Origin of the sequence: Sphingomonas bisphenolicum, assembly GCF_024349785.1 — a bacterium.
Lineage (GTDB): Bacteria > Pseudomonadota > Alphaproteobacteria > Sphingomonadales > Sphingomonadaceae > Sphingobium > Sphingobium bisphenolicum.
Window position 1 is genome coordinate 1,236,727 of record NZ_AP018817.1, and the last position, 21,200, is coordinate 1,257,926.

Annotated in this window: 27 protein-coding genes; 21 read left to right on the forward strand and 6 right to left on the reverse strand. The window is 64.9% G+C overall.

Annotated elements, in window-relative coordinates; all coding sequences use genetic code 11:
• Positions 1-21: 21 nt before the first annotated feature.
• The 18 genes from SBA_RS06200 (at position 22) to queE (ending at position 14,445) form a co-directional block, all read left to right on the forward strand.
• Entirely contained in the window at positions 22-687 is a 666-nt protein-coding gene (locus SBA_RS06200) for a flagellar basal body-associated FliL family protein (protein WP_261936251.1), read from the forward strand.
• Between the two features lie 179 nt (positions 688-866).
• Positions 867-1,751, forward strand: coding sequence for a flagellar motor switch protein FliM (locus SBA_RS06205; RefSeq protein ID WP_261936252.1), 885 nt, complete (start codon positions 867-869; stop codon positions 1,749-1,751).
• On the forward strand, positions 1,748-2,083 hold the full coding sequence (gene fliN, locus SBA_RS06210; RefSeq protein ID WP_224548561.1) for a flagellar motor switch protein FliN: 336 nt from the start codon (positions 1,748-1,750) through the stop codon (positions 2,081-2,083). The genes SBA_RS06205 and fliN overlap by 4 nt, the downstream gene beginning before the upstream one ends.
• Positions 2,084-2,183: 100 nt before the next feature.
• The gene (locus SBA_RS06215) at positions 2,184-2,447 is read left to right on the forward strand and encodes a FliO/MopB family protein (protein ID WP_066600044.1); all 264 of its coding nucleotides are present in this window, start codon (positions 2,184-2,186) and stop codon (positions 2,445-2,447) included.
• A gap of 40 nt (positions 2,448-2,487) precedes the next feature.
• Entirely contained in the window at positions 2,488-3,246 is a 759-nt protein-coding gene (gene fliP, locus SBA_RS06220; protein ID WP_261936691.1) for a flagellar type III secretion system pore protein FliP, read from the forward strand.
• Between the two features lie 38 nt (positions 3,247-3,284).
• The gene (gene fliQ, locus SBA_RS06225) at positions 3,285-3,557 is read left to right on the forward strand and encodes a flagellar biosynthesis protein FliQ (protein WP_066600048.1); all 273 of its coding nucleotides are present in this window, start codon (positions 3,285-3,287) and stop codon (positions 3,555-3,557) included.
• Between the two features lie 10 nt (positions 3,558-3,567).
• On the forward strand, positions 3,568-4,350 hold the full coding sequence (gene fliR / locus SBA_RS06230; RefSeq protein ID WP_066600050.1) for a flagellar biosynthetic protein FliR: 783 nt from the start codon (positions 3,568-3,570) through the stop codon (positions 4,348-4,350).
• Between the two features lie 3 nt (positions 4,351-4,353).
• A complete protein-coding gene (gene flhB / locus SBA_RS06235; protein WP_224548566.1) occupies positions 4,354-5,490 on the forward strand; it encodes a flagellar type III secretion system protein FlhB in 1,137 nt (378 codons plus the stop codon).
• 5 nt (positions 5,491-5,495) lie between these two features.
• Positions 5,496-6,668 (forward strand): glycosyltransferase family 87 protein, encoded by a 1,173-nt coding sequence (locus SBA_RS06240; protein WP_261936253.1) that lies wholly within the window; start codon positions 5,496-5,498, stop codon positions 6,666-6,668.
• 35 nt (positions 6,669-6,703) lie between these two features.
• Complete coding sequence (locus tag SBA_RS06245; protein ID WP_261936254.1) at positions 6,704-7,159, forward strand: hypothetical protein; 456 nt, start codon at positions 6,704-6,706, stop codon at positions 7,157-7,159.
• A gap of 81 nt (positions 7,160-7,240) precedes the next feature.
• Positions 7,241-8,635, forward strand: a complete 1,395-nt coding sequence (fliD, locus tag SBA_RS06250; protein ID WP_224548572.1) for a flagellar filament capping protein FliD — start codon at positions 7,241-7,243, stop codon at positions 8,633-8,635.
• A gap of 18 nt (positions 8,636-8,653) precedes the next feature.
• Positions 8,654-9,052 carry a flagellar export chaperone FliS gene (locus SBA_RS06255; RefSeq protein WP_261936255.1) on the forward strand — a complete coding sequence of 133 codons (399 nt, stop codon included), beginning with the start codon at positions 8,654-8,656 and terminating at the stop codon, positions 9,050-9,052.
• A gap of 154 nt (positions 9,053-9,206) precedes the next feature.
• Positions 9,207-10,403: an aspartate aminotransferase family protein gene (locus tag SBA_RS06260; RefSeq protein WP_261936256.1), complete on the forward strand. Its 1,197-nt coding sequence runs from the start codon at positions 9,207-9,209 to the stop codon at positions 10,401-10,403.
• A 123-nt stretch (positions 10,404-10,526) separates the two neighbouring features.
• Positions 10,527-11,456, forward strand: a complete 930-nt coding sequence (argF, locus tag SBA_RS06265; protein WP_224548575.1) for an ornithine carbamoyltransferase — start codon at positions 10,527-10,529, stop codon at positions 11,454-11,456.
• Between the two features lie 97 nt (positions 11,457-11,553).
• Positions 11,554-12,462, forward strand: coding sequence for an Hsp33 family molecular chaperone HslO (hslO, locus tag SBA_RS06270; protein ID WP_261936257.1), 909 nt, complete (start codon positions 11,554-11,556; stop codon positions 12,460-12,462).
• Positions 12,463-12,724: 262 nt separating this feature from the next.
• Positions 12,725-13,042, forward strand: coding sequence for a DUF3617 domain-containing protein (locus SBA_RS06275; protein WP_390902393.1), 318 nt, complete (start codon positions 12,725-12,727; stop codon positions 13,040-13,042).
• A 59-nt stretch (positions 13,043-13,101) separates the two neighbouring features.
• Positions 13,102-13,794: a 7-cyano-7-deazaguanine synthase QueC gene (queC, locus tag SBA_RS06280; protein ID WP_261936258.1), complete on the forward strand. Its 693-nt coding sequence runs from the start codon at positions 13,102-13,104 to the stop codon at positions 13,792-13,794.
• Between the two features lie 3 nt (positions 13,795-13,797).
• Positions 13,798-14,445, forward strand: a complete 648-nt coding sequence (queE, locus tag SBA_RS06285) for a 7-carboxy-7-deazaguanine synthase (protein ID WP_261936259.1) — start codon at positions 13,798-13,800, stop codon at positions 14,443-14,445.
• Positions 14,446-14,456: 11 nt separating this feature from the next.
• On the opposite strand, the gene SBA_RS06290 is transcribed toward queE, so the two are convergent.
• The 3 genes from SBA_RS06290 to lipB form a co-directional block, all read right to left on the reverse strand.
• Positions 14,457-15,149, reverse strand: a complete 693-nt coding sequence (locus SBA_RS06290) for a hypothetical protein (protein ID WP_224548580.1) — start codon at positions 15,147-15,149, stop codon at positions 14,457-14,459.
• An 86-nt stretch (positions 15,150-15,235) separates the two neighbouring features.
• A complete protein-coding gene (locus tag SBA_RS06295; protein ID WP_224548581.1) occupies positions 15,236-15,523 on the reverse strand; it encodes a hypothetical protein in 288 nt (95 codons plus the stop codon).
• Positions 15,524-15,584: 61 nt separating this feature from the next.
• On the reverse strand, positions 15,585-16,292 hold the full coding sequence (lipB, locus tag SBA_RS06300) for a lipoyl(octanoyl) transferase LipB (RefSeq protein WP_261936260.1): 708 nt from the start codon (positions 16,290-16,292) through the stop codon (positions 15,585-15,587).
• Between the two features lie 96 nt (positions 16,293-16,388).
• On the opposite strand from lipB, the gene SBA_RS06305 reads away from it, so the two are divergent.
• Positions 16,389-17,180 carry a hypothetical protein gene (locus tag SBA_RS06305; RefSeq protein WP_224548583.1) on the forward strand — a complete coding sequence of 264 codons (792 nt, stop codon included), beginning with the start codon at positions 16,389-16,391 and terminating at the stop codon, positions 17,178-17,180.
• Here SBA_RS06305 and SBA_RS06310 read toward each other — a convergent pair.
• The 3 genes from SBA_RS06310 to SBA_RS06320 are packed head-to-tail and all read right to left on the reverse strand — an operon-like array spanning position 17,165 to position 19,112.
• Complete coding sequence (locus tag SBA_RS06310; protein WP_261936261.1) at positions 17,165-17,761, reverse strand: GNAT family N-acetyltransferase; 597 nt, start codon at positions 17,759-17,761, stop codon at positions 17,165-17,167. The genes SBA_RS06305 and SBA_RS06310 overlap by 16 nt on opposite strands.
• Before the next feature lie 5 nt (positions 17,762-17,766).
• The gene (gene hemF / locus SBA_RS06315; protein WP_261936262.1) at positions 17,767-18,657 is read right to left on the reverse strand and encodes an oxygen-dependent coproporphyrinogen oxidase; all 891 of its coding nucleotides are present in this window, start codon (positions 18,655-18,657) and stop codon (positions 17,767-17,769) included.
• Positions 18,654-19,112 (reverse strand): tRNA (cytidine(34)-2'-O)-methyltransferase, encoded by a 459-nt coding sequence (locus SBA_RS06320; RefSeq protein WP_261936263.1) that lies wholly within the window; start codon positions 19,110-19,112, stop codon positions 18,654-18,656. Before SBA_RS06320 ends, hemF begins: the two co-directional genes overlap by 4 nt.
• Before the next feature lie 209 nt (positions 19,113-19,321).
• On the opposite strand from SBA_RS06320, the gene petA reads away from it, so the two are divergent.
• The gene (gene petA, locus SBA_RS06325; protein WP_224548588.1) at positions 19,322-19,888 is read left to right on the forward strand and encodes a ubiquinol-cytochrome c reductase iron-sulfur subunit; all 567 of its coding nucleotides are present in this window, start codon (positions 19,322-19,324) and stop codon (positions 19,886-19,888) included.
• 11 nt (positions 19,889-19,899) lie between these two features.
• Positions 19,900-21,192, forward strand: a complete 1,293-nt coding sequence (locus SBA_RS06330; protein ID WP_224548589.1) for a cytochrome b — start codon at positions 19,900-19,902, stop codon at positions 21,190-21,192.
• The last annotated feature ends 8 nt before the right edge of the window (positions 21,193-21,200 follow it).

Genomic DNA, 21,200 nt, shown 5'->3' on the forward strand with positions numbered 1-21,200 from the left:
TTATCCTAGGGGACCAGAACGATGAGCGACGAGCCTAAGGCCAAGAAAAAGAAGGGCGGGAGCATGAAGATGATCCTGCTGCTGGTCGTCGGCGTCGTCGTGGGTGGCGCAGGCGCAGCGGGCGGCCTGTACGCGGCCGGCTTCTTCAGCCCCAAGGCGGAAGGGCCGAAGGAAGACCCGAACAAGCCGGTGCTGGTGCTGGCGGGTGAGGATGCGCAGGCGATCGCGACTGCCCATGGCTGGGCGGGCGAAGCGGGCGGCGGCGGCGAAGGCGGCGGTCATGGCGGCGGCGGGGAAAGCCATGCCGTGTCCGCGGGCCATGCGCCCGGCAAGGGCATGGACCTGCCGACGCCGGCCAATCCGGCCGCCTATCAGGCGACCTATTTCCAGCTTCAGGCGCCCTTTACGTCGAACATGTCGGACACAGATGCCTTTGCGCAGATCACCATCGCCGTGTCGACCTATTATGACTATCGCGTGATCGCCGCGATCAAGCAGCATGAGATGCCGATCCGCAGCCAGGTGCTGATGATGCTGGCAGAGCAGCCGCAGGAAGTGCTCGATACGCCGAAGGGCAAGCAGATGCTCCAGGGCAAGATCAAGGGCATCATCAACGATATCCTGAAGCAGAAGACCGGTTATGGCGGCGTGGACAACGTCTATTTCACGAACTTCGTTATCCAGTAAGTGTACCGCAGAGCGTCCTCCGCAGCGCAACGAAACGGCTGAAACGGGCAAGGCCCGCCGCGATCGTCGCTCGCGCAGATCGTCGCCCTATTAACTCCAATTTTACCATTTTCGTTATTAATGGCCCTGCACCACAGGATCGGGACGTCCCCTGATCCGCTATGGGGCAGGGGACCAAGATGGACGACGTACAGACCTACGCCTTCGGGCGCGGGGATTCGCAGGCGCCGATCATGCTGCCGGGGCTGGACCGGCTGGGCGAAAAGCTCGGCCGGCGTATGCGCGCCTTGATCGAACCGATCGCCGGCGTGCGCCCGCATGTCGTAGCGCAGGACACGCGTGTGCTGGACTTCGCGGCCTGGACGGCGGAAGTTCCGGCCTTTTGCAGCCTGTCCATCTATCGTCTGCTGCCGCTCAAGGGCCAGATGCTGTTGCGCATGGACGCAGCCATGATCTCCACCATGGTCGATTGCTTCTATGGCGGCATCGGCAATCGCCCGCTGCCTACGCGCGGCGAGTTCACACCGACCGAAGACCGGCTGATCGCGCGCCTGTCCGATTCCATCGCCACCCGCCTGGTCGAAACCTGGGCCGACATCCTGCCGCTGGAGCAGGGCCTGGTTCTGCGCGAAAGCGCGGTGGGCTATGCCGCGGCGGCGCAACCCGGCGACCAGATGGTGCTGCAACGCTTCACCGTCTCCATCACCCGCGAACAGGAATGGCCGATCGACCTGGTCTTTCCCTTGTCAGCCCTGCGGGGCGTCGAGGCGCTGATGGGCAGCAACATCCCCGCCGACGAGGAGCATCTCGACCCCGTCTGGCAGGCGCGGATCGCCAGGCGGATGCGCGACATCCGCATGCCCGCGCGCACCGTATTGGCGCGCCCCAACCTCTCGCTGGCCGAGCTGATGCAGCTCAAGGTCGGCGACGTCATCCCCGTCACCATCGGCCGATCGCTGCCGTTGATCGTCGGAAACCGCATCGTCGCGCATGGCACGATCGGCGAACAGGACGGCCGCGCCGCCTTCCAGATTGAAAAGCTTGCACAGGGACCAGACCAATGAGCGACATGAGCGAAGCGCCCCGCATGGAGCGTGGCGAAGATCCGGTGAGCCGGATGACCAACAACCGCCAGTTCAAGCTGCTGGCCGATATCCCCGTCCGCATGTCGGTGGAGGTCGGCTCCACCTCGCTGCGCCTGGCCGAAGTCATGGACCTGGCCGAAGGCAGCATCGTCGAACTGGACCGCCAGGCCGACGATCTGCTCGACATCATGGTCAATGGCGCGCTGATCGCAAAGGGGGAGGTGGTGACGGTGAACGGCCGTTATGGCATCCGCATCGTCGATATCGCCGCGACCGAAAATCGCCTCGCCGGCATCGAACGGCGCGGCTGACGGGGCGCTTCTGATTTTACGCCATTGATTTTCAGCTTGCCTTCCGCCGCGAAACTGCGGATCGCAGGCGGGTTAACCATAGCTGCGGGCAGGCCATTTCATGTTCTGGTATTTCGTCAAACTGCTGATCCTGCTGCCGCTGGTGGGCGGCATGGCCTTTGGCGCGCTGTGGCTGTGGCGCAAATATCAGCCCGGCATGATGGCGGGGCAGGGCGACCGGTCCCTGAAGCTGCTCGAAGCGCTGCCGATGGGCGCCTTCGGCAAGCTGGCCGTGGTCGAGTTCGAGGGCAAGAAGATCCTGCTGTCCGTCACCCGCAGCCGGATCGAGAAGATCGCGGAAGGCGATCATGTCCGCCTGCGCTGAGGCCGGACCGTTGCGGCGGTGGTTGCCCGCCCTTGCGGCCATGATCCTTCTTGCGGTCCTGCTCTTCACCGTCCCCGCCTTTGCCCAGGCCGCGCCCGCCGCCGCACCACCCGTCGATAACAGCGGCGCATTGAGCCGCGCTATGGGTCAGATTTCGGGCGACGGCCGCTCGCTTTCGCTCAGCCTTCAGATCCTCGTCCTGATGAGCCTGCTGACGGTGCTGCCGTCGCTCGTGCTCATGATGACCAGCTTCACCCGCATCATCATCGTCCTGTCGCTGCTGCGCCAGGCGCTGGGCCTGCAACAAACCCCGCCCAACCAGGTGCTGGTCGGTCTGACCCTCTTCCTCTCGCTGTTCGTGATGCGCCCCGCGATCGACACCATCAATGCGCAGGCCTTCGATCCCTATGGCAAGGGCCAGATCAGCATCGAGGAAGCGGTCGGCCGCTCGGGCAAGGTGCTGCACGGCTTCATGTCGAAGCAGACGCGCGAAAGCGACCTCAAGCTGTTCCAGAATCTCGCCAAGGCGCCCGCCTTCCGCACGCCCGACGACATTCCCTTCACGATCCTGCTACCCGCCTTCGTCACCAGCGAATTGAAGACCGCGTTCCAGATCGGCTTCATGATCTTCCTGCCCTTCCTCATCATCGACCTGGTCGTCGCGTCCACGCTGATGGCGCTGGGCATGATGATGCTGTCGCCCACGATCATATCCATGCCGTTCAAGCTCTTATTGTTCGTGCTGGTCGATGGCTGGGCGCTGACCATGGGGTCGCTCGCGGGATCATTCGCGACATGACCAGCCATCCTCTCCCCCATCCATTGGTGCGGTAGGCCATGGAAAATGCCGATTTCTTCATGGGGTTGGCCCAACAGGCGCTGTGGATCACGGCGCTGGCTGCTGCGCCCGTGCTGATTCCGGCGCTGATCGCGGGCCTCATTATCGGCATGGTGCAGGCCGCGACCTCGATCAACGAACAGACATTGAGCTTCATTCCCAAGATCATCGTCGTCGGCGGTATGCTGGCGCTGTTCGGCGGGTCGATCATGGTGCTGATCGCCGACTTCACCCGCGAAATCTTCGAACGCATCCCGGACCTGCTCCAGTGAGGAACGGGCAATGATCGCGCCGGGCTTCGCCGGGGTCGAAAACCAGCTCTGGGTCTGGCTGATCGCCATGATCCGGCCGGGCGCGGCCTTCATCGCCGCGCCGGTCTTCGGCGCGCCCGCCGTCCCGCTGCAACTGCGCCTGATCCTCAGCCTGGCGCTGGGCCTCGCCGCGCTCAATAGCGTCACCATCACCCTGCCGCAGGACGGCGTCGCCAGCTTCGAAGGCGTGATGATGGTCGCGGGCGAAGTCATGGCGGGCCTCGCCTTGGGGTTTGCGGTCCAGATCGGCTATGCCGCCGCCTTCGTCGCGGGGGAGACAATCGGCAACGCCATGGGCCTCAATTTCGCGGCGATGGTCGATCCCTCGTCGGGCCAGTCGACCCAGGTGCTGGGCACTTTCCTCTCGATCCTCGCTACCTTCCTGCTGCTCGGCATGGACGGTCATCTGCTGCTCGCCAGCTTCGTGGTGCAAAGCTATCAGGCGATCCCGCCCGGCGCTGGCATATTGTCGAACGACACCGTCTGGCGCCTCATCTCCTTCGGCGGCGCGCTGCTGGGCGCAGGCGTCACCGTGGCGCTGCCGGTCGCTTTCGCGCTGGTGCTGGTGCAGGTGGTGATGGGGATGCTGGCCCGCGCCGCACCCTCGCTCAACCTGTTCGCGGTCGGGATGCCGGTGGCGATGATGGCGGGCCTGATCCTGCTCGCCATCGCCACGCCGATCATGGCTGAAGGCATGACCGCCTCGCTCAAGGCCGGGCTGGAAGAAGCCCAGTCGATCGCGGAAGGACGATAAGCGATGGCGGACAGTCCAGGCGGCGGCGAAAAGACCGAGAAACCGACCCAGAAGAAACTGGATGACGCCGCCAAGAAGGGCGACATCCTCCAGTCGCGCGAGTTGGGCACGGCGCTGGTGGTGATGGCCGGCATCGCCTGGCTGGCGATCACCGGCCCGTCGCTGATCGACGCCCTGTCGGACATGCTGACCGACGCGCTGCGCTTCCGTCGCGAGGATATTATCGACTTCTCGCCGGCCGCGCGGGGGGCCGAACTGCTCGGCGCGATCGCCCTGCCGGCGGCGGGCGTCATGCTCGCCACCTTCATCGCCGCGATCGCCGCGCCCGCCTTGCTCGGCTCGCTCGGCTTTCGTCCCGGCGCCTTCGCGCCCAAGGCGTCGAAGATGAACCCGGCGGCGGGCATCAAGAAGATTTTCGGCACGCAGGGCCTGATCGAACTGGTGAAATCCATCGCCAAGATCGGCCTGCTGGGCAGCATCGGCATCTGGTTCATCTGGGATCGGCTGACGGAGATCACGGCGCTGGGCAAGATGGGCGTCGCGCCCGCCATGGCGGACCTGGGCAATCTGTTCATCCTGACCTGTCTGGTGATGGCGGGCGGGCTGTTCCTGATCGCGGGCATCGATGTCCCCGCCCAGATCATGCAGCGCGCCAAGCGGCTGGGCATGAGCAAGCAGGAGATCAAGGACGAGCATAAGGAAAGCGAAGGCTCGCCTGAAATGAAAGGGCAATTGCGGCGCCGCCAGTTCGAGGTGCTGAACGGCTCCACCCGCCAGGCGGTGGCGGAGGCCAGCGTCATCATCACCAACCCGACCCATTTCGCCGTCGCCCTGCGCTACAAGCCGGGCGTCGACGCCGCCCCGATCGTGGTCGCGCGCGGCTGCGACGCGATCGCCGCGGCGATCCGTGAATTGGCGGACCAGAATGGCGTGACCGTCCTGCAATATCCCGACTTGGCGCGTGCCATCTACTTCACCTCGCGCGCCGGACAGATTGTGAATGAAGGGTTATATATGGCGGTGGCGACCGTCCTGGCCTTCGTCTTCCGCGTGGAAAACAAGATGGCGACCGAAATGGACCGGCCCTTCATCACCGTGCCCGAAGATCTGCGGTTCAACGCGGATGGACGCAAGCAATAAGCGCCATGGCAAACCGGCTGCACCTCTTATGGGTCGGTGCGGCCCTGTTGCTGCTGGTCTTCGTCCCCGCCTATATATCAACCCTGACGCCGGGGCACGGCATCCCGCGTGACGGCACTTCGCTGGTGGTCGGGCGCGATTTCCTCAATATCTGGATGTACGGCCGCGCCGCGTGGGAGGCGAACCCGCAGCGCTATTACGACATGGACGCCTATCTCGCCGCGCTGGGGCCGATTGTGGGCGGCGGATATCCCGGTCAGCTCTGGTCCTATCCGCCGGTCGCCATGTTGGTCGCCGCGCCATTTGGCCTGCTGCCCTATCTGCCCGCGCTGGCGCTGTGGACATTGTGTGGAACCGTCGCCTTCCTTGTCGCACTCCGCCTGTGGACGCGCGCATGGCGGGTCGTCGCCCTGCCGCTGGCCGCGCCCGCCGCGTTGCTGGGCGTCATGTCCGGCCAGTTCGCGCTGTTCGCCGCCGCGATCCTCCTGACCGTGCTGCGCTGGCGCGACAGCCGACCCTGGCTGGCCGGGGCGCTGGTCGGCCTGTTGCTGGTCAAGCCGCAGCTGGCCTTGCTCGTCCCGATCCTGTTCCTCGCCACCCGCAACTGGCGCGCCTTCGCCGCGGCCGCCCTGTCCAGCCTGGTGCTGGCGGCGATCGTCGCGCTGCTGTGGGGTGTCGATATCTGGCGCATTTATGTCGCAACCGGCATTGCCAACCAGTCGCTGGTCCTCAGCGATCCCGACCATCTCGCCGGCCCGTTCATGCCGACCCTCTTCATGAACCTGCGCGTCGTCGGAGTCCCTGTCTCGCTGGCGAGCGGGCTGCAAATGGCGCTCAGCCTGCTGGCCGCCACGCTTGTCTGGCTGCGCTTCCGCCACCGGCCTGCCGCCACCGACCTGTCGGCCAACCTGCTGTTCCTCGCCTGCGCCGTGTCGGCCACGCCCTATATGCTCTCCTACGACACCCTGTCCTTCGCTGCGATGGCGGTGCTGGCGCTCGCCGTCGGGCAGGGCGGCCGGATCGTGCCGAACCTGGCTTTTTTCCTGCCTTTGCTGCAACTGGCTGCCGGCATGGCAGGGCTGCCCGGCCCCGGCCTCATTCCCATCGCGGTCGCCCTTTATCTGATGCGCGAAAAAAATATGCATGATGCATTAAAGTTTAACCGCGCTCGTCCGTAATCTCTTCATTGGGGACGCATTAGGATTGGTGCGTCATGAACGACTATGTTTCCAGAAGCGAACTGACGCCCGTCGACAGGGCCGTTTCGCGCGCGCCATCACCCGTCCAGGCCGTGCCGCCTGTGGCGGCCAGTCGTTCTGCCGAGGTGCCCGTTCGGGAAAAAGTGCAGCCCGCGCCACAGACCAGGGCCGTCGTCGTCGATGACGATCTTGCCAGCGTCGCAGAATATGTGGAAGTTCATGCAAGGATCTCTGAAATTCTTGCCGACCTTCAGTCGGGCGGCGGCAGCGTCGATGATGCGGCTGGCGCGATCCAGGCGATGATCCCGCGCCCGATGGTGCTTGTGCCGCTGCCGCCCGCCAGCAAGGAAGCGGTGGAACATGCCGCCGTGCTGGCCCGGCGCATCGTGGAGCGCGCATCCTATTCCCACGCCGCGCAGGCGCATCTGTCGCGCGGGACGGTAGAGCAGGTCACCACGTCCGCGGGCTGAGTCCTATCGTTCCGGCGCAGCGAAAATCATTCCTAAAGGTCTTGCCGCTAGCGCCGTTCTATCCCCTTGAAAGGACGGCGCATGACTTCGGTAGGCAGCAGCATTTTGACGGCGCTCAACGCAGGGTCGGGTATCGACACCTCGGCGTTGGTCTCCAGTCTGGTGAGCGCGACCCGCGAGCCCAAGCAGACGGCGATCACCAGCCGCCAGACGCTCAACAGCTCACGCATTTCGGCGCTGGCTTCCGCCATCAGCTCGCTCGACACCTTTGCCGACGCCCTGACCGAAGTGCTGTCGGGCGCCGCCTATACCGGCACGGCCGCCTCCAACGACGCCAGCATCGCATCGGTCACCCTGTTGAGCGGCGGCAGCCCCAGCGGCCTGCCCGCCCAGTTGACGGTCGATCAGCTCGCTTCGGCCCGCGTCTATTCCTCCGCCGCAACCAGCGGCGCGACCGGCAGCACCGTGATCGGCACCGGCAGCTTCACCATCACCAACGCGGCCGGCGAAGCAACCACGATCACGCTCGATTCGAGCAACAACACATTTGCCGGCCTCGCCGCCGCCATCAATGCCGGCGACACCGGCGTCACGGCGCGGGTCGTCACCGATACGCAGGGCACGCGCCTGGTCTTCAAGGGCGCGACCGGTGCCGACAATGATTTCACGATCAGCACCAGCGCCGACGACAGCAGCAGCATCCTGGGCGGCATGAGCTTCACCAGCTCCTCCACCCCGCAGAACGCCAAGATCACGCTCGACGGCGTGGCCTATGAATATGCCAGCAACACGATCGACGATGCGATCCCCTATCTGCGGATCGACCTGAACAAGGCGTCGCCCGGCACCACCGTGACCCTGTCGATGAGCCAGCCCACGGCCGGTCTGTCCGATCTGCTCAAGGAATTTGTCGACGCCTACAATACGTTGATGAAGGCACTGAACACCGCAACGGCGACCGGTGCGGATTCGTCCAGTGCTGGCGTGCTGAACGGCGTGGCCGGCGTGCGCGACATGAAGCGCCAGTTGGCGTCGATCACGTCGACCCAGTTGTCGGCGACCGGCACCTACAAGACGCTGTCGGACATCGGCGTGTCGACCAATCGCGACGGCACGCTGACGCTCGACACCGCCCGGCTGGCCACGGCGATGGAAACCGACCCGGAAGGCGTCACCAACATGGTGAATCCCAAGGTGTCGACCACCGCCAGCCCCGGCCTATCCGCTCTGATGGACACCGTCCGCGACAATATCGAGAAGGACGACGGCCCGCTCAAGACCGCGCAGAAGCGCTACGACGCGGAGGCCGAGGAATTTACCAAGCAGCTCGAAGATCTGGATGAGAAGATGACCAATTATCAGGAGCATCTGACCACCATCTACGCAGCGATGGAGACGCGGCTGTCCGCGCTCAAGGCGACGCAAAGCTACCTCGAACAGCAGATCGAGGTCTGGAACAATAGCAACAGCAATTAATCGGGGACGCAGCAGACAATGTTCTACAATCAGGGTTATGCAGGCGCCAGCGCGGCACGCCGTTACGCCGCTGTCCATTCGGGCAGCCGCACCGAAGGCGCTACGCCACATGCATTGGTGAAAATCCTGTTCGACGAGTTGCTGCAGGCGCTCGAAGCGGCGGCGCTGGCCGAGCGCAACGGCGACCGGGTCAAGGTGTCGGACAAGCAGGCGCGGGCGATGTCGATCCTGTTCGCGCTCGAATCGAGCCTGGACTTCGACAAGGGCGGCGACATTTCGGTCGGCCTGGCGCAAATCTACCGCGAAGCGCGCCGGCTGCTGCTGGTCGGCGCCAAGGAACGGTCTGCCGAGCCGGTCGATCAGGCCCACGCCATCATCGCCGAAATCGCTGAAGCCTGGAACCAGATCGGTCGTTGAAAGCCGCGCGCCTGCCCATCCGGGCGGGGTTGCGCCCTCAACAAGCCACCTGTATAGGCGGCACTCGCACAAGGGCGGCCCGGCGGGGGCCGCCTTTTTGCGTTATATTCCCTGCGCATCGGACGCGCAGCATCAACCCAGAAAGGGAAGGCTCATGTCGATTACGCCGCTCATGCCCGTTTACCCCCGGTGCGATGTCCGTCCGGTGCGAGGCGAGGGCTGCTATCTGATCGGGGATCGCGGCGAGCGTTATCTCGACTTTGCCAGCGGCATCGCGGTCAACCTGCTCGGCCATGGCCATCCCAAGCTGGTCAAGACGATCGCCGATCAGGCCGCGACGCTGATGCATACGTCTAACCTCTACGGGTCGCCGCTTGGGGAGGCGTTCGCGCAGACGCTGGTGGACAACAGCTTCGCCGACACCGTCTTCTTCACCAATTCGGGCGCCGAAGCGGTCGAATGCGCGATCAAGACCGCGCGTCGCTATCATTATGCGAACGGCGAAGCGCACCGGCACAAGATCATCAGCTTCGACAACGCCTTTCACGGGCGGACGCTGGGGACGATTTCGGCCACCAGCCAACCCAAGATGCGCGACGGTTTCGAACCGCTGCTGCCCGGCTTCCAGGTCGTGCCGTTCAACGATCTCGATGCGGCGCTGGCGGCAATCGACGACAATACGGCCGGATTCCTGCTGGAGCCGGTGCAGGGCGAAGGCGGCGTGACGCCCGCGACGGTCGCGTTCCTGACCGGCCTGCGCAAGGCATGCGACGAACATGGCCTGCTGCTGATCCTGGATGAGGTCCAGTGCGGCTATGCGCGCACCGGCACCTTCTTCGCGCATGAGCAATATGGCATCACCCCGGACATCATGGCGGTCGCCAAGGGCATCGGCGCGGGCTTCCCGCTCGGTGCCTGCCTCGCGACCGAGGAAGCGGCCAAGGGCATGGTCTTCGGCACCCACGGCTCCACCTATGGCGGCAACCCGCTTGCCATGGCGGTGGGCCAGACCGTGTTGGAAGAGGTGCTGGCCGACGGATTCCTGGACCATGTGAAGGCGATGGGCGCGCGCCTGCGTGCGGCGCTGGAGCAGCTCATCCCCAATCATGACGCCATGTTCGAGGATGTGCGCGGCATGGGGCTGATGCTGGGGGTCAAGATGAAGGACGCCTATGATGCGCGCGCCTTCGTCGGCCATCTGCGCGACCATCATGGCCTGCTGGCAGTGTCGGCGGGGCAGAATGTGCTGCGCATCCTGCCGCCCCTCGTCATCGAGGAAAGCCATATCGCCGAATGTATCGAGAAGATCTCCGCCGGCGCGCGGACCTTCGCCGACGCCAAGGCGGCATAACACTAACTTCCGTTCGCCCTGAGCGAAGTCGAAGGGTATCGCCGAGCGAAGCGAGGTGCCTTCACTTCGTTCAGGCGAGGGCTTCGACTTCGCTCAGCCCGAACGGATTGGGGGGTGGTTTCAATGACCAAGCATTTCCTGAATCTCTCCGATGCGGGCGGCGACGCCATCGCCGCGATGATCGCGGACGCCATCGACCGGAAGGCCGCGCGGGCGGGCAAGCCCAAGGGCGCGGCGGATGCCGACGCGCCGCTGGCCGGCCACACGCTGGCGATGATCTTCGAAAAGAACAGCACCCGCACCCGCGTCAGCTTCGATATGGCGATTCGGCAGCTGGGCGGCTCGTCCCTGATCCTCGAAGGCGCGACCAGCCAGATCGGTCGTGGCGAGACGATTGCGGACACCGCGCGGGTTCTGTCGCGTATGTGCGACGCGATCATGATCCGCACCGACGATCATGCCAAGATCGAGGAAATGGCGCACTATGCCACCGTCCCGGTCATCAATGGGCTGACCGACCTGTCGCATCCTTGCCAGATCGTCGCCGACCTGCTGACCGTGGTCGAACATGGGCTGGCGCTGCCGGGCAGCCAATGGGCCTGGCTGGGCGACGGCAACAACGTCCTCCATTCGATCGTAGAGGCGGCCGGCCTGCTCAAGTTCGACGTCCGCATGGGCATCCCCGACGGCTACGATCCCGATCCGGCCTTTGCGCAGGCGGCGCAGGCCTCCGGCTCGACCATCACCCTGACCCGCGACGCGGCCGAGGCCGTCCGCGGCGCGGACGTCGTCGTCACCGATACCTGGATTTCCATGGGCCAGTCCCATGCGCAAGAAAAGCTGGCGGCGATGATGCCCTATCAGGTAACGCCCGATCTGATGGCGCAGGCCAAGCCACAGGCCAAATTCCTCCACTGCCTGCCTGCCCATCGCGGCGAGGAAGTGGTTGCGCAGGTTATCGACGGCCCGCAATCCCTGATCTGGGACGAGGCGGAAAACCGCATCCATGCCCAGAAATCGGTGCTGCTCTGGGCATTGGGGCGCCTCGGTTGAGTTTATGGGCGGGCTTCCTATCTAGGCAGTTCGCCCGCATCATCGGATGCCGCCATCTTGTCCGGTCGTTGAAACGCCGGACGACCGGAGCTGTACATTGACGTCTGCCGCCCATCTCGACCAGGCCCTTGGCTTCACCATCACCTCGCGCCACGCGCGCGGCCGGCTCGTGCGACTGGGGCCGGTGCTCGATCAGGTGCTGGCCGCCCATGCCTATCCGCCCGCGATCGAACGGCTGCTCGCCTCCGCCCTTGTCCTGGCGGCGCTGCTGGGCAGCACCTTGAAGCAAGCAAACGGCCAGCTGACCTTGCAGGCGCAGACCGAAAATGGCGTCGTCAGCCTGCTGGTGGCCGATTACAAGGATGGCGACCTGCGCGGCTATGCCAAGTTCGATGCCGACCGGCTGGCCGAGCAGGGTGCCGATCCGACCCTGTTCGGCCTGTTCGGCAAGGGCTATCTGGCGATCACCTTCGACCAGGCGGTGAGCGGCGAGCGCTATCAGGGCATCGTCCCGCTGGAGGGCCAGTCGCTGGCGCAGGCTGCCGAACATTATTTCTTCCAGTCCGAACAAATCCCCAGCGTGATCCAGATCGCGACCCGGCATGACAAGGGCGCAGGCTGCGTCGCGGCCGGTATGCTGCTCCAGCATCTGCCGGAGGGCGAGGTTGGGCGCGAGCGGCTGCATGTCCGCCACGACCATCCGGAATGGGAACATGTCCAGGCGCTGGCCCAGACGCTGAAGCCGGACGAACTGACCGACGACGCCCTGCCGCTGACCGATATCGTGTGGCGCTTGTTCCATGAGGAAGAGGAAGTGCGGGCGACCGATCCGACGCCGCTCGCCAAGGGCTGCCGCTGCGATATCAACCATATCCGCGACGTGATCGGCCGGTTTTCGGCCAGCGAACGGCTCGAAATGGCGGACGAAAAGGGCATTATCGGCGTGGATTGCGCCTTCTGCTCGCGCCTGTTTCCGCTCGCGCTCGACAGTTTCGTTGCGCATTGAACCGGCAAAGATTTCGCTAACGAGATTTGTAATTGGGGCAGCCCCGGTCGCTTGCGCTATGAAAATGCCGCAATTGGACGGCATGGACGATGTGGGCAGCCATGGGCGGCCAGAGCCTTTTGGCTGTTTACGGGATATGCGGGATCATGAAGAGGGCGGGACTGCACGCGCTCGGCGCGGTTGCGATGATGATGGTGGCGATGACCGTGGCGTGGATCGGCACGGGGGCGGCGGCGAACGTCCCGCCCCCCCGTTGACGCCCATGGCGCTGCGCACGCTGGAAACCGGCGAATGGGAGTTGCGCGGCCGTGGCGAAGGCGCGGAGACGCGCAAGCTATGCGTCAGCGACCTGCGCCAGTTGCTGCAGGTACGGCATGGCAAGGCGCTCTGTCGCAGTTTCACCATCAGCGACGACGCGCATGCGATCACGGTTACCTATGATTGCGCGGCGGCGGGCAATGGGCGTACCGACCTGCGCGTGGAAACCAACAAACTGGTCCAGATCCGGTCGCAGGGGGTGGCGCAGGGCGCGCCCTTCGCCTTCGCCGCGGAAGGGCGGCGCGTCGGCGACTGTTCCTGATCGTGGCGCCGCATCGTGCTGCGCTTGCACTGCGGCGTTCCGGGCGGTAGCGCGGGATCATGGTTGCCAATAATGGAAAATTCGCCGTCGTGCTGCTGTCGGGCGGTCTCGATTCGATGGTAGCGGGCGGACTCGCGCGGGAGGCCGGCTATGGCATCTTGGCCCTGTCGATCGACTATAATCAGCGGCATCGGGTCGAACTGCGCGCCGCGGCCCGGGTAGCCGAAGCGCTCAATGCGATCCGCCACATCGTCCTGCCGCTGGACCTGACCGCGTTCGGCGGATCGGCGCTGACCGCCGATATCGCCGTACCCAAGAGCGGGGTAGGGGACGAGATTCCCGTCACCTATGTCCCCGCGCGCAACACCATTTTCCTGTCGCTGACCCTGGGCCTGGCCGAAGTGGCGGGAGCGAGCGACATCTTCATCGGCGTCAACGCGCTCGACTATTCGGGCTATCCCGATTGCCGGCCGGAATTTATCGACGCCTTCCAGAAGATGGCGACGCTGGCGACCAAGGCGGGGGTGGAAGGCCATCCGATCCGCATCCAGACGCCGCTGCAATATATGAGCAAGGCCGACATCGCCCGCGAAGCCGACCGGCTGGGCCTGGACGCGGGGATCAGCTGGTCCTGTTACGACCCCACGCCCGACGGCAAGCATTGCGGTCTGTGCGACAGCTGCCGCCTGCGGTCGAAGGGTTATCAGGAAGCGGGCCTGCCCGATCCGACCATCTATGCCACGCAGCCCTGAACCATGAGCTACGCGGTCAAGGAAATGTTCCTGACCCTTCAGGGTGAAGGCGTGCAGGCGGGACGGCGCGCGGTGTTCCTGCGCTTTGCCGGCTGCAACCTGTGGAGCGGGCGCGAGCAGGACCGGCGCGATGCCGTCTGCCGCTTCTGCGACACTGATTTCGTCGGCACCGACGGTCTTGGCGGCGGCAAATTCGCCGATGCCGATGCGCTGGCCGATGCGGCGCTGGCCTTCTGGGGCGCTGGCGACGAAGGTCGCTATATTGTCCTGACCGGCGGTGAACCGATGTTGCAGGTCGACGATGGGCTGGTCGATGCGCTCCATGCACGCGGCTTCACCATCGCGATCGAGAGCAACGGCACCATCGCCGCCCATGCCGGCATCGACTGGATCTGCATCAGCCCCAAGGCGGGCAGCGACATCGTGCAGCGGTCCGGCCATGAACTGAAGCTGGTCTGGCCGCAGCCCGGCGGCGGGCATAGCCTGGCCGATGTGGCCGCGATGGAGGGATGGGCGTTCGACCATCATCTGCTGCAGCCGCTGGACGATCCCCACGCGGCTGACAATGCCCGCGCCGCGATCGCTCTGGTGATGGATCGGCCGCAATGGCGGCTGACGGTGCAGGCCCATAAATATCTGGGCCTGCGTTAAACGTCAGTCGATCAGGGCTTCACGCCCGTCCGGTTATTCCATGCCTGATGACAGGCGGGCAGCAGCACGCCCTTCTTCCAGCATTTGGGGTCGAAGGACGGCAGGGCCACCACATAATCATAGCCCGGCGTGCCGTAGAATTGCTCGCCCGCCGCAACCAGCGACTTCTTGATCGAACCCAGACCTGCGCGGCCGACCTCGTGCAATGTTCCGCGCTCGGCGAAGATCGCCTGCCGTCCGACTTCCGCCGTGGCCTGGCAAAAGCCCTTTTGCGCCTGCACCGTCGAATAGCCCGAATAGATGCGCGTATTATACATGTCCGACGCCGACTGGCCCGGCTTGCCCTTGCCCACGGTGCGCTGGAAATAGCCCAGCAGTGCAGCCTGCGCGCTGTCCAGCTCCGCATCATGATGGGCGATCATCGCATTGTAATTGCTGATCGCCAGCAAGGTGGGTTCGAACTGGCATTGCAGCGCCGCGACATTGAGCGCGGCTCGCAGGTTCCACGCCAGCCCGGCCTTCACTTCCGCCGCGGTGGCGCCCGGCAGGCCCATGGCGGCGGCTGCGGCGTCGTCGGTCAGCGGCGGGGCGCTCATGTCGGGAGGCGACCAGAAGAACTGGGCCGCTGCCGGTTGCGCGATGATCGGCGCGATGGCCAGGGTGAGACCGGCCAGCGCGCGGCGCAACGGGAAACGCAATGTCATCGAATCAGCCTCTCTGGAAGGTCGTGGTAAACCGACGCCTTCATATTGTTCTGTCATGATATCAGGCATGAACGATCTGGCCAGCGTTACTGGTCGGACAGGACTTCCGCATCTTCGGCAGGCGCTTTTTCCGCCACGGCCTTGGCAGGCATACTGCTGTTTTCGGCGGCATTGCCGCTGGGCAGGGCGATGGCGGTGCCTTCGCTCTGTACGCCATCCAGGTCGGTCATGGCATCGGTAGCGGTGCCGTCCACCACTTCCATATCCTTCATCTGCACCTTGTTTCCGCCCTGCTCCTTGTCGCCGCATCCGGCGAGTGCGATGCAGCCTGCCAGAAGCGCGGCGGTAAGGGCGGTATTGGTCGTCCGGCGCATCCGGGTCTCCTTGAAAAAAGGGTTCAGGCCCGGCCCCCGCCCGGCGAAAGAAGGCGCGAACCTAGCGGCCCGTCTCGCATTGCTCAACCCCTGTGCCGCAACGGGCCAAGCGACTGAGAAAAAGCGGGAAATGATCGCGAAGGGCGGAATCGAGCGCGGCCATGGAGGCGTTGCCGCCCAGCGCGGCGATGCTGGTCACCGGAAATTCGCTGATGCCGCAGGGTATGATGCCCTCGAAATGCGACAGGTCGGGATCGACATTGATCGAAAAGCCGTGAAGCGTGACCCAGCGCCGCACGCGAATGCCGAGCGCGCCGATCTTTGCTTCCCGGCCATGGGGGTCGTCGGTCCAGATGCCGATCCGGCCCTCCGCGCGGCGCGCCGCGATCCCAAGGTCGCCCAGCGCCGCGATCATCCAGCCTTCCAGATGATGGACGAAATTGCGGACATCCTTGCCGCGTTCCCGCAAGTCGATGTTGAGATAGCCGATCCGCTGCCCCGGCCCATGATAGGTATAGCGCCCGCCGCGCCCGGCGTCATAGACCGGAAAGCGCGGAGACAGGAGTTCGACCGGATCGGCGCTCGTCCCGGCGGTATAGAGCGGCGGATGCTCCAGCAGCCAGACCCGCTCCTGCGCCTGCCCTTCGTAAATGGCGGCGGCGCGCGCCTCCATATCGGTCAGTGCGGCAGGATAATCGACCGGTGCAAGATCGATTCGCCATTCGACCTGATCGGGAAAGGTCGGGCGAGCGGGCGGAAGGTCGGGCATGGGGCGCTTCCTTGACTTGCGCGGGGCGAGCGATCAAGTCTCGGGCCGCATTTTCAACATGACGCTTTTCAGCATTTTGGGGCAGGCAGTATAGATATGGCGACAATGTCGATCGGCAAGGCGTGGGAGGAGGCGGTCGCTTTCGTCGCGCGCGAAGCGACCCTGCTGTTCCCGGTGGCGCTGCTGTTCGTGGCGCTGCCTGGCCTCATCCTGCAGGAAATGACGCCGCCCGAATTGCAGGCCTGGTTCGCCGCGCCCAAGGCGGACACGATTCCCGCCATGCCGCCCGGCTTCGGCCTCGCCATGCTGCTGACCATCATCCTCATCTGGTTCGGGTCGCTGGCGTTGTTCGCGCTGGCGCTGCGCCCCGGCATCAGCGTGGGGGAAGCGTTGCGCCTCAGCTTTGCGCGCCTGCCGGTGCTGATCGGCACGGCGCTGGTGGTGGTGGGCGCCGTGGCCGCGGTCTTTGTTGGCGCCGCGCTGGTCGGCGTCGTCCTGTCCCTCGCATCGAAGCAACTGGCTGCGGCGATCGGACTGCTATTGGGCTTCGGCGCCGTCGCGCTCGTCTTTTTCGCCAGCATCCGGCTCGTATTGCTCAATCCGGTGGTGATCGACAGCAGGGCGGGGGTGATGGACTCGCTGCGCCGCGCCTGGGCGTTGACGCGCGGCTATTTCTGGCGGCTGTTTGGCTTTCTCATCATCGTGATGCTGCTGTCCACCATCGCCGGATCGGCAGCGCAGGTCATTGTCGGTCTGCTCGGCGGCCTGATCGCCGGTGCGGAAGGGGCGCGGCTGGCTGGCGGCCTGGCCGGGGCGGCGGTGTCGAGCGTGGTCCAGGTCTATATGCTGGTGATGCTGGCGCGGCTCTATCGTCAGGCCGCCGACTGATCCAGCAGCGGCACATGCGGGGCAGCATCGCGCGGCAATATGCCGGCCAGACGCGGGTCGACGAAGGTTTCGATTTCTCGCCCATAAGGCACGAAACCCGACCTTAGATAGAAGGTGAGCGCCGCCGGGCTGTCGAGCGTGCAGGTATGGACCCAGAACCGTTCCACCCCCTTGCGCCAGGCCAGCGATTTGGCCTGCGCCATCAGCCAGCGACCCAGCCCCTTGCCACCCAGTTCCGGCACCAGCCCGAAGAAGCTGAGTTCGCAATCGGGAAGCGAGCGGAAGTCCAGTTCCAGCAGGCCGACTTCGGTGCCGCGCGGGTCGGTGACGGCATAGACCTCCACGGCCGGGTCGTGGAGAATCGCCGTGAGCGCCGAATCGGTCATCACCAGTCGCGAAAACCACAGCCATGGTGCCCCGACCCGCCGGAACAGCGTGCGATAGGCGGCCAGGTCGGGTGTCTTCCATGGCACCAGCCGCAACGGGGCGGGCGGAACCGGCGCGGGCCGCGGCCGGTCCCGCATCTCCAGATGGGTGACGATCGTCGCCACCATGCCCGGCTCCACCGGCGTCAGCGCCATGGGGTTCAGCTCCAGCTCGCCATCGGCGGCAGGCTCATCAGGATCGCGTCGATATTGCCGCCGGTCTTCAGGCCGAACAGCGTGCCGCGATCATGCACCAGGTTGAATTCGGCATAGCGCCCGCGCCATTCCAGCATGGTGCGATAGTCTGCCTCGTCCCATGCGTCGCCCATGCGCCGCCGCACGATCGGCGGGAAGGCGTCGAGGAAGGCGTCGCCCACGGCGCGGGTGAAGGCGAAATGGGCGTCGAACGCCGCATCGTCCGCACATTCCAGATGATCGTAGAAAATGCCGCCGACGCCGCGATGCACGCCGCGATGGGGAATGAAGAAATATTCGTCGGCCCATGCCTTGAAGCGCGGATAATGATCGGCGTCATGCGCATCGCAGGCGGCCTTGAACACGCCATGGAAAAAATCCGTATCCTCCCCGCGCGGCAGTGGTGGATTGAGGTCGGCGCCGCCGCCGAACCAGCTCTTGGTCGTCACGAGATAGCGCGTATTCATATGCACGGCGGGCACATGGGGGTTGGCCATATGCGCGACCAGGCTGATGCCGGTGGCGAAGAAGGCGGGGTTATCGCCCGCGCCATGGATGGTCTGGGCGAAACCCGGCGCAAATTCGCCACCCACGGTGGAGACATTGACGCCGACCTTCTCGAACACCTTGCCCTTCATCACGCCGCGCACGCCGCCCCCACCTTCGCCCGGCGTCTGGCCCTCGGCCTCCCGGTCCCAGGCGGTATAGTCGAAGCGCGCCTCGCTGCCGGCCTCCCGCTCGATCGCCTCGAACGCGGCGCAGATGCGGTCGCGCAGCGATTCGAACCAGTTGCGCGCCGCCTGCTGCCGCGCATCGAGGGCGAAGGGCACGGCGGGAATCGGGTTGCTGGCGGTCATTGTGGAAACTTTCCGGTCTGGCGAAGGGCCTCGGCGACGGCGATGCCCGTGGAAACGGCGATGTTCAAGGATCGAAAGCCTGGCGCCATCGGGATGCGGACGCGGATGTCGGCCAGGTCGCGCACGTCGTCGGGGACGCCCGCGCTTTCCGATCCCATCATCAGCACGTCGTCCGGCTGGAACTGGACGTCGGGCAATGTCTGCGAGGCATGGGCGCTCAGCAGCAGCAGGCGGCGGCCTTCCGCGCGACGCACCGCGTCGAAGGCGCCGAAATTGGCGTGGCGGGTGACGTCCGCGGCCTCGCCATAATCCATCGCCGCGCGCTTCAGGCGGGTGTCGGAAAAGGCGAATCCGGTCGGCATGATGATGTCCACGGGCACGGCGAAACAGGCGGCGAGGCGCAGGATCGCGCCGACATTGCCGGCAATCTCGGGTTGATAAAGGGCGATACGCATGGCCCGCGCCTTAATGCACTGCGGCAAATTGTCATAGGGGGCGCGAGTTTGCTGTTGGCAAAGAGCGCGCAGTCCGGTTATCAGGCGCGCAAACCACGCCGGGGGGTAGGCGGGGACCGTACTTGCACGGCACCCTAAATCCCTTGATAAACAGAGTCGGTCACGGCATTGCGGCGGGGTCAGGGACGTTATTGCAAGGGTAGAGGTGCATGGCGAGCGTTGAACATATAGACGGCACGGGTCCATCCGGCGAAGATGGCGTGCGCCGCCGCGATTTCATCAACATCGCTGCGGTGAGCTTCGCAGGGGTCGGGGCTGTCGCCACCGTCCTCCCGCTCATCGACCAGATGAACCCCAGCGCCGACGTGCTGGCGCTCGCATCGACGGAAGTCGATCTTTCCGCGATCCAGCCGGGACAGGCGATCAAGACCACCTTCCGCAGCCAGCCGCTGTTCGTGCGCCAGCTGACGCCGAAGGAAATCGCCGAGGCCGACAAGGTGGACGCTTCGACGCTGCGTGATCCGCAGACGCTGGAAGAGCGCACCGTCGACGGGAAGAAGCAGTGGCTGGTGACGATGGGTGTCTGCACCCATCTGGGCTGCGTGCCGCTGGGCGCGGGCGAAGGCGAGAATCGCGGTGAATATGGCGGCTATTTCTGCCCATGCCATGGCTCGTCCTACGACACCGCCGCGCGCATCCGCAAAGGCCCCGCGCCCAAGAACCTGGAAGTGCCGAAGTTCAGCTTCACTTCCGACACCGCCATTCTCGTAGGCTGAGGTAAGAAACCATGAGCTTTCCCTGGGCTGAGCAATATACGCCTAAGCATCCCGTGATGCAGTGGGTCGATGAGAAGCTGCCGCTGCCGCGTCTCGTCTATAACGCTGTGGGCGCGGGCTATCCCGTGCCGCGCAACCTCAATTATTTCTGGAACTTCGGTGTTCTGGCCGGCCTCGCGCTGGTGATCCAGATCGTTACCGGCGTCATCATGGCGATGCATTATGGCGCCAATGACCTGGTCGCCTTCAGCACCGTCGAACAGACGATGCGCGACGTCAACGCGGGCTGGCTGATGCGCTACGCCCATGCCAACGGCGCCAGCTTCTTCTTCATCGTGGTTTATCTCCACATCTTCCGCGGCCTCTATTTCGGCTCCTACAAGGCGCCCCGCGAAATGGTGTGGCTGCTCGGCCTCGTCATCTTCCTGCTGATGATGGCGACCGCCTTCATGGGCTATGTGCTGCCCTGGGGCCAGATGTCCTATTGGGGCGCGAAGGTCATCACCGGCCTGTTCGGCGCGATCCCCGTGGTGGGCGAGCCGATCCAGACCTGGCTGCTGGGCGGCTTCGCTCCCGGTAACGCCTCGCTCAACCGCTTCTTCTCGCTGCACTTCCTGCTGCCCTTCGTGATTGCAGGCGTCATCATCCTGCACATCTGGGCGCTGCACATTCCGGGTTCCTCGAACCCGACCGGCGTGGAAGTGAAGGGGCCGCAGGACACTGTGCCCTTCCATCCCTATTACACCGCCAAGGACGGCTTCGGCGCGGGCATCTTCCTGATCGCCTTCTCCATCCTGCTGTTCTTCGCCCCCAACTTCCTGGGCCATCCGGATAACTATATCGAAGCGAACCCGCTCTCGACCCCCGCGCACATCGTGCCGGAATGGTATTTCTGGCCCTTCTACGCCATCCTGCGCGCCTTCACGGTGGACTTCTTCTTCATCCCGGCCAAGCTGCTGGGCGTGCTGGCGATGTTCGCGTCGATCCTGCTGCTGTTCTTCCTGCCCTGGCTGGACACCTCGCCGGTGCGTTCGGGGCGCTATCGCCCGACCTTCCGGAAATTCTGGTGGATCCTGCTCGCGGACGTAGCGGTGCTGGGTTACTGCGGCGGCGCGCCGGCGGCGGAACCCTTCGTGATGATCTCGCAGATCGCGGCGGCCTATTATTTCGCCCATTTCCTGATCATCCTTCCGCTGATCTCGCGCTTTGAAAAGCCGCTGCCGCTGCCCGGCTCGATCACCGAGGCCGTGCTGGCGAAATATGGCAAGACCGACGGCGAAACCGTCGCGGTCCCGGCCGAATAAGGGGTAGA